The 16,606-nt window shown below is 36.0% G+C and carries 17 protein-coding genes; 9 read left to right on the forward strand and 8 right to left on the reverse strand.

The window, feature by feature from the left end:
* Positions 1-31: 31 nt before the first annotated feature.
* The 3 genes from IC610_RS03780 to IC610_RS03790 all read left to right on the forward strand — a co-directional run bounded on the left by IC610_RS03780 (position 32) and on the right by IC610_RS03790 (position 1,855).
* Positions 32-625, forward strand: a complete 594-nt coding sequence (locus tag IC610_RS03780) for a 5'-methylthioadenosine/S-adenosylhomocysteine nucleosidase family protein (RefSeq protein WP_191735305.1) — start codon at positions 32-34, stop codon at positions 623-625.
* An 84-nt stretch (positions 626-709) separates the two neighbouring features.
* Positions 710-1,222 carry a DUF7935 family protein gene (locus IC610_RS03785; protein ID WP_191735306.1) on the forward strand — a complete coding sequence of 171 codons (513 nt, stop codon included), beginning with the start codon at positions 710-712 and terminating at the stop codon, positions 1,220-1,222.
* Between the two features lie 21 nt (positions 1,223-1,243).
* Positions 1,244-1,855, forward strand: a complete 612-nt coding sequence (locus IC610_RS03790; RefSeq protein ID WP_191735307.1) for an inorganic pyrophosphatase — start codon at positions 1,244-1,246, stop codon at positions 1,853-1,855.
* Between the two features lie 48 nt (positions 1,856-1,903).
* Here IC610_RS03790 and IC610_RS03795 read toward each other — a convergent pair whose 3' ends face one another.
* Complete coding sequence (locus IC610_RS03795) at positions 1,904-3,043, reverse strand: aminotransferase class I/II-fold pyridoxal phosphate-dependent enzyme (protein ID WP_191735308.1); 1,140 nt, start codon at positions 3,041-3,043, stop codon at positions 1,904-1,906.
* 79 nt (positions 3,044-3,122) lie between these two features.
* On the opposite strand from IC610_RS03795, the gene IC610_RS03800 reads away from it, so the two are divergent.
* Entirely contained in the window at positions 3,123-4,184 is a 1,062-nt protein-coding gene (locus tag IC610_RS03800; protein ID WP_191735309.1) for a M28 family metallopeptidase, read from the forward strand.
* A gap of 143 nt (positions 4,185-4,327) precedes the next feature.
* Here IC610_RS03800 and IC610_RS03805 read toward each other — a convergent pair whose 3' ends face one another.
* The 4 genes from IC610_RS03805 to IC610_RS03820 all read right to left on the reverse strand — a co-directional run bounded on the left by IC610_RS03805 (position 4,328) and on the right by IC610_RS03820 (position 8,488).
* Positions 4,328-5,446, reverse strand: a complete 1,119-nt coding sequence (locus tag IC610_RS03805; protein ID WP_191735310.1) for an FAD-dependent monooxygenase — start codon at positions 5,444-5,446, stop codon at positions 4,328-4,330.
* Between the two features lie 35 nt (positions 5,447-5,481).
* Positions 5,482-6,075, reverse strand: a complete 594-nt coding sequence (locus tag IC610_RS03810; protein ID WP_191735311.1) for a hypothetical protein — start codon at positions 6,073-6,075, stop codon at positions 5,482-5,484.
* 202 nt (positions 6,076-6,277) lie between these two features.
* The gene (locus IC610_RS03815) at positions 6,278-7,144 is read right to left on the reverse strand and encodes a sigma-70 family RNA polymerase sigma factor (protein ID WP_034757900.1); all 867 of its coding nucleotides are present in this window, start codon (positions 7,142-7,144) and stop codon (positions 6,278-6,280) included.
* 552 nt (positions 7,145-7,696) lie between these two features.
* Positions 7,697-8,488, reverse strand: coding sequence for a S1/P1 nuclease (locus tag IC610_RS03820; protein WP_191735312.1), 792 nt, complete (start codon positions 8,486-8,488; stop codon positions 7,697-7,699).
* A 172-nt stretch (positions 8,489-8,660) separates the two neighbouring features.
* Between IC610_RS03820 and IC610_RS03825 the strand changes: the two genes are divergently transcribed.
* The 3 genes from IC610_RS03825 to IC610_RS03835 are packed head-to-tail and all read left to right on the forward strand — an operon-like array spanning position 8,661 to position 11,720.
* Positions 8,661-9,602: a type VI secretion system baseplate subunit TssG gene (locus tag IC610_RS03825; protein WP_191735313.1), complete on the forward strand. Its 942-nt coding sequence runs from the start codon at positions 8,661-8,663 to the stop codon at positions 9,600-9,602.
* Between the two features lie 58 nt (positions 9,603-9,660).
* A complete protein-coding gene (locus IC610_RS03830) occupies positions 9,661-10,569 on the forward strand; it encodes a TssN family type VI secretion system protein (RefSeq protein ID WP_191735314.1) in 909 nt (302 codons plus the stop codon).
* Positions 10,570-10,574: 5 nt separating this feature from the next.
* Positions 10,575-11,720, forward strand: coding sequence for a hypothetical protein (locus tag IC610_RS03835; protein WP_191735315.1), 1,146 nt, complete (start codon positions 10,575-10,577; stop codon positions 11,718-11,720).
* 33 nt (positions 11,721-11,753) lie between these two features.
* On the opposite strand, the gene IC610_RS03840 is transcribed toward IC610_RS03835, so the two are convergent.
* Positions 11,754-12,407, reverse strand: coding sequence for a metal-dependent transcriptional regulator (locus IC610_RS03840; RefSeq protein WP_191735316.1), 654 nt, complete (start codon positions 12,405-12,407; stop codon positions 11,754-11,756).
* An 82-nt stretch (positions 12,408-12,489) separates the two neighbouring features.
* Here IC610_RS03840 and IC610_RS03845 point away from each other — a divergent pair, with 82 nt between their 5' ends.
* Positions 12,490-13,521, forward strand: a complete 1,032-nt coding sequence (locus IC610_RS03845; RefSeq protein ID WP_191735317.1) for a threonine aldolase family protein — start codon at positions 12,490-12,492, stop codon at positions 13,519-13,521.
* 25 nt (positions 13,522-13,546) lie between these two features.
* Here IC610_RS03845 and IC610_RS03850 read toward each other — a convergent pair whose 3' ends face one another.
* Together IC610_RS03850 and IC610_RS03855 are read right to left on the reverse strand one after the other, a co-directional pair.
* Entirely contained in the window at positions 13,547-14,047 is a 501-nt protein-coding gene (locus IC610_RS03850) for a hypothetical protein (RefSeq protein WP_191735318.1), read from the reverse strand.
* 572 nt (positions 14,048-14,619) lie between these two features.
* A complete protein-coding gene (locus IC610_RS03855) occupies positions 14,620-15,645 on the reverse strand; it encodes a rod shape-determining protein (RefSeq protein WP_056079842.1) in 1,026 nt (341 codons plus the stop codon).
* 274 nt (positions 15,646-15,919) lie between these two features.
* Here IC610_RS03855 and IC610_RS03860 point away from each other — a divergent pair, with 274 nt between their 5' ends.
* Positions 15,920-16,570 (forward strand): NAD(P)H-binding protein, encoded by a 651-nt coding sequence (locus IC610_RS03860; RefSeq protein ID WP_056079845.1) that lies wholly within the window; start codon positions 15,920-15,922, stop codon positions 16,568-16,570.
* Positions 16,571-16,606 lie beyond the last annotated feature (36 nt).

Genomic DNA, 16,606 nt, shown 5'->3' on the forward strand with positions numbered 1-16,606 from the left:
CTTAACCTTAACGTTTGCCTCAACCTAAAAAATGATTCAATTCAATAAAGACCATTATTATCCTTTAGAAGATATACTTTTTGTATTCGCACTGGAATTTGAAGCCAAAGAAATGTTTGATCATACCCGAAAACTCATCACAGGAATTGGGAAAGTGACAGCAGCAATCAATCTCACGAAAGCCATTCACGAAAAAAGACCGAAATTGATTGTGAATCTCGGTTCGGCAGGTGGTTTTGGTTTTAAGAAAGGAGATGTCGTTTGCTGTACAAAATTTATTCAGCGCGATATGGATGTTAGAGGACTTGGTTTTCAAAAATTTGAGACACCGCTTTCCAACATTCCAGTCATTCTGGAAAACGGAATTGAAATTGAGAATCTGCCCACCGGAATCTGCGGAACTGGCGACAGTTTTGAGACCAACCACATCAATACAGAATACAACGTCATCGATATGGAAGCCTATTCACTTGCATTAATTGCGTGGCAGGAAAACATACCTTTTATATCTCTGAAATACATTTCAGATGATGCCAACAATGATGCAGCCGACGATTGGGCAGTGCAGGTACACCTTGCTGCGGAGGCTTTTAAGAACATTTTATTTAAAGAAGAACTGCTTTAGATTTAAATTTAAATAATCTTTCAGGGCAAATAAATCAATTACTCATTTTTAAGAGAAAATATTGTAATTTTGTACCCTCAAATTATGACAGGACTCATAGAATATTTACCGTACGCATTTGCACTTATTATTGCCATCCCGTTTTTGGTTTTGCTCAGACAGTTTGTGTACAGCTACATCAACCTGAAAAATCAGGAACTGAAGCTGCTTGGCGTAAAATCCAATTCAGAAAACAAAACACATTCTTACGAAAGGATGACGCTTTTCTTAGACCGGATAAAACCTTCCAATCTCATACAGAAATTTGATAAGGATCTTGCGGTACATGAATTTATTTATCTCACAGAAAGGTCTATCACTGAAGAGTTTGAATACAATGCTTCACAGCAGCTTTACATCACAAAAAATTCCTGGAAAAATATTGCAGATTCTAAAACAGCTGTGATAGAACTATTGCACAAAACATACAGCAGCATGAGTGATAATGCTACTTTAAGCGATTTTAAAACTGTTTTTCTGATGAATTACATGGGCGAAAACGATTATGTTTCAGAAACAATCGAAGATCTCAGAAAAGAAATTATACTCATTGCATAACTAAAATAATAATTTATAATAATGACTCACAAATTTACTGCTCACCCTTGGCACGGAATTTCTGCAGGGGAAAATGCACCTGAAACCGTAAATGTTTTCGTAGAAATCGTACCTTCAGATACAATCAAATACGAAATCGACAAAGAAACAGGTTTCCTGAAAGTAGACAGACCTCAGAAATTTTCAAATATCATTCCTGCACTTTATGGTTTTGTACCACAGACTTACTGTGACTCCAGAGTAATGAAACTGGCTGTTGACAGTGGTTCAGCGGATGTTACAATGGGTGATCACGATCCTTTGGATATCTGTGTGCTAAGTTCTCACAATTTCAACTCGGGAGGAATCCTGATGGAAGCAAGACCAATCGGTGGTTTCAAAATGATTGACGGAGGTGAAGCAGATGACAAAATTGTAGCTGTTTTGATCGGTGATCATGCTTTTGGTCATTTCACAGATATTTCCCAGCTTCCGGAGGCTGAAGTAAACAGATTGATGCACTACTTCCTTACGTACAAAAACTTACCGAAAGAGCCTGCAAAATGCAGAATTGATAATGTGTACGGAGTAAATCATGCTAAGGATGTGATTACCGCTTCTATGGAAGATTACAATGAAAAGTACGCTAAATAATCTTAGCTAAGATATTGAAAAGCAGGCATTTTTGTCTGCTTTTCTAATTTAAAGATTTAACTTCAGATGCTTCATCGCTTCCATAATAATTTCATCCTTCTTCACAAAACTGAAACGGATAAAATCTGAATCATTTTTATTCTGATAAAAAGCCGACAGCGGTAAACACGAAACTTTTTTCTCCACCGTTAGCCACTTTGAAAACTCAACGTCGGTCATGGTTTTAGAAATATTCCTGAAATTGACAGTCTGAAAAAAACCACCCTGCGATTTTTGATTTAAAATGAATGGAGTTTCAGCGATCATTTCACAAAATACATCTCTTTTATTCTGCATAATTCTGCGGTTGATTTCAGGATCAAAAACGTCGAGATACTTAGCTATGGCATACTGACAGGGAGCGTTGGTACTGTATGAGATATACTGCTGATAGTTCCTGAATTTTTTGAGCAAATCCGGTGCAGCCAAAAGATAGCTTACCTTCCAGCCGGTAGAATGAAACATTTTACCGAAGGAAAAGATGCTGAATGTTCTCTTCCTGAGTTCAGGATGCAGAAATGCACTGTAGTGTGAATGCTCATCATAACAGTATATATCATAAATCTCTTCAGAAATTACATAGATTTTTTTTTCTTTAATTAAATCATAAAGATTCTGCCAGTCATCTACAGTCCAGATTTTTCCGGTGGGATTTTGAGGAGTGTTAACGATGATTGCCTTTGTTTTATCTGAAATCAAAAGCTTTAATTTTTCCCAGGAAACACTGAAATTCTCATCAACTTCGTAGTACACAGGAATTCCACCGTTGATTACAATCGATGGAGCATAAGTATAATAAGATGGCTGAATGATAATCACTTCATCCCCAAAATTCAGAATTGATTTTAAAGATGTGTACAAAGCGAAAGTAGAGCAGGGAACAATATTTACTTCCTCTCTGGAAATCAGTACAGGATTTTTTCTTGAAGCATTAAATTCAACAATCTTATCAATAAGTAAAGGGTTTCCGGCAAGTGATTCGTAGCTGTGAGAAATACTGTCGGCAGATTCCTTTAGATAAAATCTTAGTCTTTCATCTACCTCAAAATCGGGCAGTCCCAAAGACAGGTCGTAGCTTTGATTTTGCTTAGCGAGAAGCGACATCTCTGTAAAAAACGAATAATCAGTAAATTGTAAATCTGTTTCCATAGTTTCAATCAAATATATAAAAAAACTTAAGTTGTACAGGATTTTAGATATTTTTCTTAATTTTAGACAAATAATTTTTATGAATAAAATTCTGTTGCCGCTCTTTTCGGCTGTAATTCTTTCTTCATGTGGAACCCCGAAATCCGGAGTAGAAAATTCAAAATCTACATCTTCGGTTTCTGCAACAACCAGAAGTACAAAAGAAGAAAAAGCATTCAAAACTGCTTATGAGAGCTTGAGCCTTGAAAGTCTGAAAAAAAATCTTACCGTGATTGCGTCTGATGAGATGGAAGGTCGTGACACAGGAAGCCCGGGACAGAAGAAAGCCGGCGAATACATGATTAATTTCTATAAGCAAAACGGAATTTCTTTTCCAAAAGCTCTTGGATCATTTTATCAGAAGGTTCCGGCAGCATATATGGCAAAACGTGGTGGCGGAAGTCTTCCTGATTCTGAAAATATTTTAGCTTTCATCGAGGGAAGTGAAAAACCAGAAGAAATCATCGTGATTTCAGGACATTACGATCATGTTGGAAGCAGAAATGGAGTGGTATACAACGGTGCAGACGACGACGGAAGCGGAACAGTTGCCGTAATGGAAATTGCAAAAGCGTTTAATGAGGCGAAAAAAGCAGGACACGGCCCTAAACGTTCTATTTTATTTCTTCACGTCACAGGAGAGGAGCACGGACTTTTCGGTTCTGAATTTTATACCGACAATCCTGTATTTCCTTTGGCGAACACGGTTGCAGATTTAAATATCGACATGATCGGTCGTGATGATCCTGAAAATCGTGGCAAACAGTATGTTTATGTCATCGGTTCAGAAATGTTGAGTTCACAGCTGAAAATGATCAGCGAAACAGCCAATAACAACACGACCAAACTCGAACTGAATTACAAATACGACGATCCTGCAGATACTGAAAGATTATACTACAGATCAGACCACTATAATTTTGCGAAAAACAATATTCCGGTAGCGTTCTATTTCGATGGTATTCACGAAGATTATCACAAACCAACCGATGATGTAGAGAAAATTGATTTTCCTCTGCTTCACAAAAGGACTCAGCTGATTTTTGCAACTGCCTGGCAACTTGCCAACAGAGCTGATAGAATTGTGGTTGATAAAAAATAATATTTTCACATTCATTTTGGCGATTATTTAGGTTCTTTTTGAAATTAATCTGCGTAATTCGCTATATCCGCGGGAGATTTAAAATCTCTTGAAAGTTAAAAATAAAAGTCTGCGAAGTATTTTTGCAGACTTTTTATTTAAAATTAGAGTTCCAATGTTAGGATTTTCTCAATCATTTTCTGATTTAAACTTTCAGGCAGCGAACGCATCAGGAAATTTCGAAGAGAATTCCCTTTTTCCAATTGCGAAATTTTTCCAATTTTCCAGCTGTTTTTAACGATGTAATCGACCTTTTTCCGTCGGATTTGTTGAAACTCTTCAAATATTTTATTAAAATCCTGATTTTTCTTCAGTAATTTTCCAATAATATATGCATCTTCAACCGACTGACAGGCTCCCTGTCCCATATTCGGCGTAGTTGCATGCGCTGCATCGCCAATCAGACAGAAATTTTCCGCATACCATTTTGGAATAGGAGTGAGGTCGATAATATCGTTCAGAATTATATTTTCTTTTACAGTAGATTTAATGATATCTAAAACCAAAACATCAAAATCTTTAAATTTTACAGTCAAATCAAGATTTTCTTCAAATTGATTTTCGTTTACCAATGCATACCAATAGACTTTATTACCTGAAAGTTTCACAAAACCAAACCGTTTTCCTTTCCCCAAGATTTCCAACGCATGATGATGATATTTTTCCGGAAGATTAAAATCAGTTAATCCACGCCAGCATTTTTGTCCTGCATTTCTGATTTGTCCTGTTTTTAAAATCTGATTCCTGACTTTTGAATGAATGCCGTCTGCTCCGAAAACAATTTTGCTTTCAATCTCATTTCCGTTTTCAAATTCTAAAAGATAATTTTCTTTCCTTGAAATCTGTTTTAAAGAATGATTTAATTGTATCTTTTCAAAGCCAATATTTTCAGCTAAAATTTTCTGAAGTTCTGCCCTGTGAATGGCAACATTGCATGAATTAAATTTCTTTTCCAAAGCCAGAACATTCGTTGTGGAAATTGTTTTCAGTTTTTCGTCGGTAATAGAAATTCCGTGAATTTTGTTTCCGGCATTTTCAATTTTCTCTTTTAAACCTAATTTCTCAAAAATCTGCATTGCATTGACAGCCATCATAATTCCGGCTCCGACAGGTTTTATTTCCAGTGCAGATTCGTAAATGGTAAAGTCTAGGTGCTGTTGCTTCAGAATATTTCCTAAAGTCAAACCGCCAATTCCGGCTCCGATGATTGAGATTTGATTCATTAATTAATTTTTAGTGTAAATGCCGATGAAGAAAATTATTTTAAATTTCGCAATTCGTTCAGTAACTGATTTTGCTTATTGATAAAATTCTCCAGACTGTCAGTTTTTAATGGATGAGCGTTTTGATATTTTTCAATCTCGGGAAGCGTTTTTCTGATTTTAATGATAGTATGCTGATCTTGAATAACGCTTGTATTCTTATTAATTTGTACAATTAAATCTTTAATTTTCTTTGTTTTTAAATCATATTTTTCAGAACTGAATTTGATTTCTTTCTCAATTTTTTTCTTTACCAAAGAATCTGTAACTGATCTTGTAAGCTGTTCTGCGTCATTATAATAACTGTCAGATTTATTGATTATATTTTCATATTCAGAAATGACAACATCTGTGTTTTTATAAACATTTTCAATTTGTTGTTCCAAATTCTGCAACTTTTTATCATTTTTCAGCATTTCAGAATAAATATTCAAAACCAAATTTCCTTTTCCACGTACACTTTTCAACGAAATTGAAGATGATGATTCTACATTATCAACAACATTATTTTCTAAAGGTTTGTTTTCAGGTTTTTCGGAACAGGAAAAGATTAACAAAAACAGGGAAGTTGAGATAAGTGATTTTTTCATGATTAATATTTTATGGTTCATTTAATAATTTTCTTGCAGATTTTTCAGATTAAACAGATTACTAAATTTAAATCTGCAAAATCTCTCAAATCTGCATGAGACCTCCGTATATCCAAATTAGTTGAACAAAGTTTAAAATTTGTTACAAAAAAAACGGAGCCTGAAAATTCAGACTCCGCTTAATAAGTTATAAAAACTAAAATTATTTACCCAAATAAGACTTCAAAATCTTACTTCTGGTATTGTGTTTCAGTCTCTTAATTGCTTTTTCTTTAATCTGACGGACTCTTTCTCTCGTAAGATCAAAAGTTTCACCGATTTCTTCCAAAGTCATTGGATGTTTTCCGTTTAATCCGAAATACAGTCTCACCAAATCGGCCTCTCTCGGCGTCAAAGTATTCAAAGCTCTTTCAATTTCAATCTGAAGAGATTCAAGCATCAAATCCTTATCCGGACTTGGAGATTCTCCTGAACGAAGTACATCGTATAAGTTAGAATCTTCACCTTCCACCAATGGAGCATCCATAGACAGGTGTCTTCCGGAGTTTTTCATCGATTCTTTGATGTCTTCCTCGCTCATATCCAAAACTTCAGCCAATTCTTCCGGAGAAGGTGGTCTTTCGTTTTCCTGCTCAAGGTGAGCGTACGCTTTGTTGATTTTGTTGATCGAACCGATTTTGTTCAGTGGCAATCTTACAATTCTGGACTGCTCTGCCAAAGCCTGTAAAATCGACTGACGGATCCACCAAACTGCATAAGAGATAAATTTGAAACCTCTCGTTTCATCATATCTTTTCGCTGCTTTCATCAGTCCTAAATTACCTTCATTGATCAAATCGGGTAAAGAAAGACCTTGATTTTGGTACTGTTTAGAAACTGAAACTACGAAACGGAGGTTGGCTTTGATCAGTTTTTCCAGCGCAACTCTGTCGCCGGCGCGGATTTTTTGTGCCAAATCTACTTCTTCGTCTGCCGTAATCAGTTCAACTTTACCAATTTCCTGCAAATACTTGTCTAATGAAGCGGTTTCCCTGTTGGTAACCTGCTTGGTTATTTTTAGTTGTCTCATTTATTTTTGCCTCAAAAAAGAGTTAGTATCTATTATACGTTTGCAAAACTAAAAAGGTTACACCAATCTGAATATTTTTTACATTTAATTAAAACGGATTGAAAAATAGTTGTAAATTATCACCCATCACAAAAACTTATTAGTGTATTGATTTTTTTCAGGAGCTGTTTCCCGCTATCCACTATATCTTTTAGGTGGCTGTCTCCATTTCATTCCACCAGCCACCTAAAAGGATGTCGTTTCTATCGGGGCTAGTTGCAATGGTATCTCAGAATTACATAAGTTTAAATCTAGAATGGAGAATTCTTTTAAATAAATCAAACATCGCTCAAACCTAACAGGTTTCCAAAACCTGTTAGGTTTAGATAAAGTCTATATTCAAAAAAAAATACTCAGACAATGTATCACTGAAACCTCATAGGTTTTAAAAACCTATGAGGTTTAATCTCATCCAGAAAGCAAAAAAAAAGCGAAACCAACGTTCCGCTTTATATTAAAGGTAAACATTAAAATTCACCATTGACTATTGACAATTCACTCTTAAAATTCACTTTAAAACAAATCATTCAGCAATTTCGCCAGTCTCAGACCTCCGTAAAGAAGCTGTCTTTCCATAATATCATTAAATTTATACTGATAATCATAAGACAATTTTGAGCCGTCAGGAGTCTGTGCATAGATTTTATTGGCAATCTGATGAGAATCATACAGCCAGTTTTCCAGAGTTCCCGCCTGAATCTGCTTTACTTCATCTTTCGTTTTAATATCCAGAAGTTTTGCATATTCAGTATAACTGTATTTTTGAGAATCTACCAGTTTTCCGTCCCAAACCGAGTGCAGATTTGTTTTATCACCAAAATAAGTAACGTTGATCTTATTTCCGCCCAAATCTTCAGATCTTCCGGTGTGCATCGGCTGAGCTAAGTCTCCCATCATGTGAATCAGGAAAATCAAAGCTATTTTTCTATCCTTTTCAGAAGTTTTAGCATCCTTAATCTGGCTCGACAGAACTTTGATCTGAGAGTAAAGGTTTGCTCCCGCCTGAGCTTTTAAATCTTTTTCAAATGCTGTAAAATCTGTTTTCGGATCGATGTTAACATAATGCCACGCTGAAGCCTGTTTCCATGCTCCGGTGGTATCAGATTTGATAAAATCAGGCCAGTTGGCCCAGTACGCCATTTTTTCCTGCCCCAATATTTTTCTGAGCTCTCTTTTTGCTTTTCCGCAAAGATGGTTTTCTGCAATCTCCGCAATTACTCTGTGCCCGGTCAATCCCCATGCATACGAATACACCGAACTGGCAACGAATGCCAAAAGCAGCATTTTAGAATAAATACTTTTCATTTCTTAATTATTTTCAGGCAGCAAAGATAAGCTTCATCACGCTAATAATCACCGCATGAATAAAAATTCACAGTCAGATTATTTATTTTAAAAATTTTAGAAAAAAAATAAACCAAACATTTTTTAAATTTAGAACTTATCTTATCTTTACGATACCAAACCCCACTATAAAATGTATGAACACGGCATTCTGGAAATGCAATACAATAAACTGCAGACCGACTTCAGGGCGGAAGCTGTAGCTGTAAATCTGATGAAGTACCACAGCGCGCTTTCTCTGGTTTTTGTAGAGCGTCTGGGAATCAATGACAGAGCTTATCTCAAAGACATTAAAACCATCACCAAACAGTATCTTGGTTTTGATGATGAGATTTACAATATTAAAACGTACCGCGAGGGTATTTACGATTATCTTCCGGAAGGCATTTTCCATCCGCCATCACTCAATTCAAAACGGAATAACGTAGAAAGCGTTGTAAAGGAAATTCGACGACAAAAAAAGGTAGAAGATGACGCACGGAAATTTTTCCGGCCTTTTGAGCTTGAAGTATTTTTTACAGAAATTACCGCTTTACTGAAGGAGCAGGAGTTTGATCTTAACAGTCAGACCGATTCTCTCATCAAAACGTTCAGCGAACTCTGGCCGCTTATAAAACTTCTTGACAGAAATTCTGCATGTATTTTTGTCTATATTCTACCTTTCCTGCACAAAATCAGAGGCGACAAAAGACTTTTTGAGCAGTGCCTGAGTGCATTTCTAGAAATTCCTGTTGAAGTGACTTTTGAAGCAAGAATTCTTGAAAAAATAGAGGAGGAGAGCAGTTCTGTATTTCTGGGAAATTCACGTTTGGGATTAGATTATATTCCAAGTGGCAGACATTTCGATGGTGAAAGAAACTGGGTCGTGAATATCGGTCCCATCCCATATGACAGAATGAAAGATTTTGTGGAAGGAAGCCGTTTCAAAAAAATCCTTACCGCATTTTATGAATATTGTCTGCCTCTGAATACAGATTTCAAAGAGAATTTTGTCACCGAAAAGCAGCCGTTTTCATTTGTGCTGGATGAGGAAGAAGAAAACCAGACAAGACTGGGATATTCTACATTTCTCTGAATTTATTTACTATATTTACAAGACAAACATTACACAAACTTAATTTGAAAAAGAAATTATGGACGTTTCTTCAGTAAAAGGTATTTTTCTACGCTACATTCTTATGCCGCTTATAGCGGTAATCATGATGTTTATTCTGGGTATAATTACCCGAAACAAACCTGCTGTAAAAATTCGCACCGTTATCATTTACATTCTTCTGTGCAGTCTCTGCCTGGCAATTCCCGGATTTTTAGGCTACTTGGGCAACACATTCAATCCTTACGGGTATCTGATCTCTCAGCTTATTTTTTTGCTGCTGGGTATTTTACACGTCAATCTCCTGCATAGGTTTTTCAGAAAACATTTAAAATCAAATGTATTTATTGTATTGTTTGAGAGTATTCTTTCTTTAACCTGTACTTTGGCAGGCGGATATTTATTCGTTTTAATTTTCAGATGGGTAAGTAAAGATACCGGATATCCGGTGATGGCAGCCACCAGTTTAATTACATTCTTTGTACCATTGGTATTTTACTATTGCTATATTCAGCTCATCAGCATTCCTGTGGATATTTACAGAACGTGGCACTATAGTCCCGACCAAAAGCTACCGGACTTTGACGGTGTAGATTTTGACCGTCTCATGGTTTTAAATGTTGAATTGAGTAAAAATCTAGAAGACTCCAACAGATTTAGAATTAAAGCCAAAACACTTCCTACAGGCATACATTTTGGTGATTGGTTTTACAGGGTTGTGGATGATTACAACCACAAAAATCCGGGATCTGTTATTCATCTTACAGACAGTTCGAGAGAGCCGTATTACTGGATATTTTATATTAAAAAATCATTTTTCAGCTTTAGAAAATATATTGACTTTGAAAATGATATCAACACCAACGGTATTAGAGAAAACGATGTCATCATCTGTAAAAGGGTGATACAGCATCAGGAAGAAGGCAAACTGAATAACACAAAATATTAATCATAATGATACAGCCAATTAAACATCCCGGCATCAATTGGGTAGATGGCATGAAGGTTTCACAGAGACATCTTAATGAGCAGGATAACCATCTTTTAGATCATATCAGGGATTCCAATTCAATAAAAATCAGCAATTACAATTACGGATTGCTTCCGATTTCAAATGAATACACAGATAAGACAGTCTTTGATGTTCACAATACAGCCACCAACGACGTCCAGCTTACGATTAAAAACTGCAGCGCAGTCACTGCAGCTGGTTACCGTATTGAGTTGAGAGACAGGAAGGTGAGTGTAAAATCTCTTGCTAAATTTATTAACTTCGAAGAAAATAATACCGACGGAGAATTTTACATTCTGGTTTCGGTAAATCCTTTCGAAAAAGTACCTTTCGGAGATATTGATGCAGACGAAATCCCGCCAAGACATCCATATTCCCAACCCAATTACCACATTGAACTGCTGCCTTTACAGTCTGTAAACCAAGGATATGCCGGTGGAAATTATCTGGTAATCGGAAAGGTAAATCTGAAAGGAAATATTGCACAGGTTGACAGTAATTTTATTCCGCCGTGTACTTCAGTTCAAAGTCATCCGTCATTGTTGGAATATTACAACAGTTTTGCAAAATATATCGGAAATCTGCAGCAGTATTCATTTAAAATCATTCAGAAATCTTCACATAAAAACGCTAATACAGCATTGGCAATCAACGTGAAAAATCTCTGCACAACGATGGTAAATACATTTGCAGATGTGTATTTCCAGTTCAGAAATGTGGTTCCTTATGAGTCGCCTATATTTTTAACGGAAGTATTCTCGAAACTGGCTTTAAAAATTTACAATTCCACACAGATGATTGTTCCTGCAGAACTGGAAGAGATGCTGAATTACAGTCTGGAATGGAGCGAAATAGCGCCGCACACGCTTCTGAATCAGCTTTCAACGGTTGCTGAAATTAATTATGACCATCATAATTCCGGCGATCATCTGTTTCAGATCCAGCTGCTAATGAGAAGTCTTGATACTATTTTCTCTAAACTCAGCGAACTTGAATACATCGGTCAGCGTAAAGAAAATATTATTGTTACTGAGCAGGAAGTAAGTTCAAACAGCAATCCAAAACGGGGTTGGAGTGTTTTAGATTAAAAAATACAGTAGGGGCATTTCAAGAAAATGTCCCTATTTTTTTACCAAGATTTTCTCGGTTGCCTGTCTGCTCAGAATTTCTTTAGAATTATTGATCTCGATTGTCATTGATTTGTCGAAATTTTCTATTTTGAGAACCAAAATTTCTGTGTTTAGTAACAGATTTTTATCTGTAAGATACGTCAGAAAGCCGTCATCAGATAGAGTGAGCGATGTGAAAATTACTCTTTCACCAACGGCACAGTTTGACAGTTGCAGCAAATCCTGAGCAATGATATTTCCTTTCTTATCTGGAATCGGTTCACCGTGCGGATCGTATTTTGGAAAATCTAAAATTTCATCCATTTTATCGAAAAAAACCTGCGAATGTACATGTTCCAGCTGCTCGGCAATTTCGTGCACATTTTCCCAGCCAAAATTCATTTTCTGCACCAGAAACATTTCCGTGAGGCGGTGTTTTCTTACAACCAGAGCCGCTTCACGCATTCCGGAAGATGTCACGGTTAGTGGTTTATAGGTTTCGTAAATGACCCAGTTTTTCTCAGCAAACTTTTTCATCATGTTGTTTGTGCTGGGCATTTTCACATTCAAAAACTTGCTCAGTTCGTTGATTGTCACCTTGTTTTCGGAATCAACCAAATGAAAAAGTGCTTTGAGATAATTTTCTTCGGTAAGTGTTGCTTTCAAAATGTTAGAAACTTTTAAATACAAATCTAACAAAATAATATTTCATGAATAAAAATTTACATTTAAATTTTATCTTTACGGAATGAAAATTTCTTTTAAAAACGATTATTCGGAAGGAGCTCACCCTGCTATTTTAAGGGCTTTAGTGGATCATAACGAAGATCAGCAGGCGGGTTATGGAGAAGATATTTATTCGTTAAAAGCCAAAGAATTAATCAAGAATAAATTAAAGTCTGAGCAATCTGAAATCTACTTTGTTTCGGGAGGAACCCAGGCTAATTTGATTGTAATTTCATCCATTTTAAAACCTTATCAGGCAGTCATTTCTGCAACTACCGGACATATTCTGAATAATGAAACCGGCGCTATTGAAGCAACAGGACATAAAATTTTAGGGATAGAAACTGCTGACGGCAAACTACGACCTTCAGATATTATTCCAATTCTTGAAAATCATAAAAATTTTCCTCATCAGGTGATGCCGAAACTGGTTTACATTTCAAATTCTACAGAATTGGGAACGATTTATCAGAGAAAAGAACTAGACGAGCTTTCTCAGTTTTGTAAAGAAAAAAATCTTTATCTTTTTATGGACGGAGCAAGGCTTGCGCAGGCTCTGACTTCGGAAATCAATGATGTGAATTTTGAAGATCTGGCTGAATTAACTGACGTTTTTTACATCGGTGGGACAAAAAACGGAGCTTTGCTAGGAGAGGGCATTGTCATCAATAACGCTGATTTGCAACAGGATTTTGCATTTAATATCAAACAAAAAGGAGCACTTTTGGCTAAGGGAAGGATATTGGGAATTCAGTTTCTGGAACTTTTTAAAGATGATCTGTATTTTAAGCTGGGAAAAAATGCAAATGTTCAGGCGATGAAAATTAAAAATTTTATGACTGAAAAAGGTACAAAGTTTCTAAGCGACACATCGACGAACCAAATTTTCCCGATTTTGAATAATTCTTTCATTGAACAGCTGTCAGAAAAATTTGAATTTTATGTCTGGCAGAGAACTGATGAAACCCAATCAGCGATTCGGCTTATTACATCGTGGAATACCAAAGATTCGGCAACTGATCAATTTCTGAATGAACTGAACAAACTTCTATAAAAAAAACAGCCAATTGGCTGTTTTCCTATTTTAATAATTTACTTATTTTTTCACAATCTACAGATTCCAGTTTCTGGTCTTCGGGATATGAAATTTTCTTTTCGTTGGCGTAAACCATTTGTCCGCCATTATCTTTCTGATCTCCTAAGCCTTCAAAAAGTGAATTATCTTTCTGTAAAAAGAAAATATCGCGTTTGCTGATGGTTCCTTCTGAGGCAAATTCGTAAGTCAGTTTTAGCGTATCTCCAGATCTGAAACCTGTAACATCGCCTTTAGAACTGTCTTTTTCGTGATTTTTGTAAGCAAGTTTACCGATCAAAGTTCCTAAATTGTCGTCGATGCTGGCGACAACCGTATCTTTACCGATTACTTTCATGTAGCAAAAAGTTTTGGTGCCTAAAGTGTCAACCGGTTGCTTAACGGTTTCGGCAGAATCTGTTTTCACAGGATCCTGTTTTAAAGTTTCTTTTTTCTTGCAACTTAGAGCAAGTACGCTCAAAACGCTGGCAAATATTAATTTTTTCATTAGAATTGATTTTCTTAAATTTTGGTTAGGCTAATTTAAGCAAGATATTACAAACTGTCTGAATTTTTTGAGTATTAACCTCTGTAAAATTGAATATCAAAAAATCCTATAATTTATATTATGTTAACTTTTGTATTTCGCAGAGTTTCCATTTTGTCTACGATCATGATTGAATCCACTATTTTAGTGCTTGTAGATGTAAAATAGAATTTTTGTTCCTAATCTGTAATAATATAATTTTCAGCACTATTTTGTCATTTTAGAAGAACTCAACATACCGGAATAAACTCATCTTAGATAGCTGAGAACAAAAATACTTTCTATCTGCAACTGCAGACCTGAATGGATTTACATAAAATTTTATGAATGTCCGTAACTGAATAAAAATTTCCGTAGAGATCTCAACTCACTGAAATAAGGCAGATTAGATTCCTACGGAAAGACAAAATGACTGCTGATCATGACCTCTGTGTTTTAAAACGCTTTAGGAAATTTTTACAATTTAAAATCAACATTTAAAATAGTAATGATTGAGTATACAGTAACTTCCAAACTTTCAATATTAAAATTCACTATTTCATCAGAAATCTGAATTTATCTTTATTTTTAAGCGCAATACCAGTTCCGCGAACGACCGCTCTTAAAGGATCTTCCGCAACAAACACCGGCAATTCCGTTTTTCTGTGAAGTCTTTCTGCTAAACCATTCAGCAATGCGCCACCGCCTGCGAGAAAAATTCCTGTTTTGTAAATATCTGTTGCCAATTCCGGCGGTGTTATTGACAGGGTTTCAAGAATGGCATCTTCAATTCTCATAATCGACTTATCCAGAGCTCTGAAAACTTCTTTATAACTCACCATAATTTCTTTAGGTTTACCCGTAATTAAATCCCGTCCCTGAACTGCAATATCATCCAAATCGAAATCAAGTTCTTCCAGTGCAGAACCGATTTCAATCTTGATTCTTTCGGCTGTTCTCTCACCAATATTCAGGTTATGCTGCGTTCTGATAAAATATGAAATATCATTGGTAAAAACGTCTCCTGCAATCTTCAGCGACTTATCAACCACAATTCCGCCCAGTGCTATTACTGCAATTTCAGTAGTTCCGCCGCCAATATCCACAATCATATTTCCCTCAGGACTTTCAACATCAATCCCCGCTCCTATGGCTGCTGCCATTGGTTCGTAGATTAAAATAACCTCTTTTGCATTTACTTTCTGAGCGGAATCCCGCACTGCCCTTTTTTCAACTTCAGTAATTCCCGACGGAATACAGATTACAATTCTAAGTGCCGGCTGTATCAGTTTACCCTTGATCTGTGTGATCTGCTTGATAAATTCTTTTATCATGTGTTCAGATGCATGAAAGTCTGCAATAACACCGTCTTTCAGCGGTCTGATTACTTTAATATCTTCGTGCGTTTTACCCTGCATCAGTTTTGCCTGAGTTCCTACCGCAATTGCCTTCCCTGTTAAACGGTCAATCGCTACTATAGAAGGCTCATCAATGACAATTTTATTATTGTGAATTATCAGTGTGTTGGCCGTTCCCAAGTCGATCGCAATCTCTTCCGTAAACATATCAAATATCCCCATCAATCATTATTTATAATCGATAAATGTACGGCTAAAACTTTTATTAAATATCCAAAACCACTTGATCTGGCTGTTAAACATAAGTTAAAATAAAACTTTTATTATGACAGTTCTCATTACAAAGACTGCAGAAATTTTATTTTTAAATACTATTTCATTATTAAATTGAAAAATAGCTTGAATTTCGGAATGCTGATTGCAGTATTTAGGGGAGATTCTCTTCTGTTTTGAATCTTTTTTTCATAAATTAGACAAACTCCAAATTTCTCCACTCATGAAAGCATTAGTTATCGGTGCAACAGGCGCCACAGGCAAAGATCTTGTACAGCAACTTCTGAATGATCCTGATTACACGGCTGTCGATATTTTCGTCAGAAAACCTTTGGGAATATTTAATGATAAACTGACAGTTCATGTGGTAGATTTTAATAAGCCGGATCAGTGGAAAAATCTTGTAAAAGGTGATGTTGCTTTTTCGTGCCTTGGTACAACCCTGAAAGATGCCGGAAGTAAGGATGCGCAATGGAAAGTAGACTACGACTATCAGTATCAGTTTGCCAAATCTGCAAGAGAAAATAATGTGGAAGATTTTGTTTTGGTCTCGGCTTACGGCGCGGATGCAAAGTCAAAAATTTTCTATTCACGTATGAAAGGCGAACTTGAAAATGCAGTCAGAGAGCTTCATTTCAACAAGATTACCATTTTTAAGCCCGGAATGCTTGAACGGAAAGATTCTGAGAGAAACGGCGAAGTTTTAGGTGGACGAATCATTAAATTTGCCAATAAAATCGGACTTCTGGAAAGTCATAAACCATTACCGACACAGATTCTGGCCAAAGCGATGATCAATTCAGCAAAAATAAAAAGCAGCGGATATTCCAGCATCAAACTCGGAAATATTTTTGCATTTGCAGATAAAGCATAAGCTGGAATTATATTAAAAGAAAATGCCGAAGATAGT

Source organism: Chryseobacterium caseinilyticum, assembly GCF_014837145.1.
Taxonomy (GTDB): domain Bacteria; phylum Bacteroidota; class Bacteroidia; order Flavobacteriales; family Weeksellaceae; genus Chryseobacterium; species Chryseobacterium caseinilyticum.

Excerpts from the sequence above, each read along its gene's own strand:
- IC610_RS03805 (WP_191735310.1), bottom strand. The coding sequence starts at position 5,446 with ATGAATCAAATCTCAATCATCGGAGCCGGAATTGGCGGTTTGACTTTA.
- IC610_RS03780 (WP_191735305.1), top strand. The coding sequence starts at position 32 with ATGATTCAATTCAATAAAGACCATTATTATCCTTTAGAAGATATACTT.
- IC610_RS03815 (WP_034757900.1), bottom strand. The coding sequence starts at position 7,144 with ATGAGACAACTAAAAATAACCAAGCAGGTTACCAACAGGGAAACCGCT.
- IC610_RS03860 (WP_056079845.1), top strand. The coding sequence starts at position 15,920 with ATGAAAGCATTAGTTATCGGTGCAACAGGCGCCACAGGCAAAGATCTT.
- IC610_RS03830 (WP_191735314.1), top strand. The coding sequence starts at position 9,661 with ATGGACGTTTCTTCAGTAAAAGGTATTTTTCTACGCTACATTCTTATG.
- IC610_RS03785 (WP_191735306.1), top strand. The coding sequence starts at position 710 with ATGACAGGACTCATAGAATATTTACCGTACGCATTTGCACTTATTATT.
- IC610_RS03845 (WP_191735317.1), top strand. The coding sequence starts at position 12,490 with ATGAAAATTTCTTTTAAAAACGATTATTCGGAAGGAGCTCACCCTGCT.
- IC610_RS03810 (WP_191735311.1), bottom strand. The coding sequence starts at position 6,075 with ATGAAAAAATCACTTATCTCAACTTCCCTGTTTTTGTTAATCTTTTCC.
- IC610_RS03795 (WP_191735308.1), bottom strand. The coding sequence starts at position 3,043 with ATGGAAACAGATTTACAATTTACTGATTATTCGTTTTTTACAGAGATG.
- IC610_RS03800 (WP_191735309.1), top strand. The coding sequence starts at position 3,123 with ATGAATAAAATTCTGTTGCCGCTCTTTTCGGCTGTAATTCTTTCTTCA.
- IC610_RS03855 (WP_056079842.1), bottom strand. The coding sequence starts at position 15,645 with ATGGGGATATTTGATATGTTTACGGAAGAGATTGCGATCGACTTGGGA.
- IC610_RS03850 (WP_191735318.1), bottom strand. The coding sequence starts at position 14,047 with ATGAAAAAATTAATATTTGCCAGCGTTTTGAGCGTACTTGCTCTAAGT.
- IC610_RS03790 (WP_191735307.1), top strand. The coding sequence starts at position 1,244 with ATGACTCACAAATTTACTGCTCACCCTTGGCACGGAATTTCTGCAGGG.
- IC610_RS03825 (WP_191735313.1), top strand. The coding sequence starts at position 8,661 with ATGTATGAACACGGCATTCTGGAAATGCAATACAATAAACTGCAGACC.
- IC610_RS03835 (WP_191735315.1), top strand. The coding sequence starts at position 10,575 with ATGATACAGCCAATTAAACATCCCGGCATCAATTGGGTAGATGGCATG.
- IC610_RS03820 (WP_191735312.1), bottom strand. The coding sequence starts at position 8,488 with ATGAAAAGTATTTATTCTAAAATGCTGCTTTTGGCATTCGTTGCCAGT.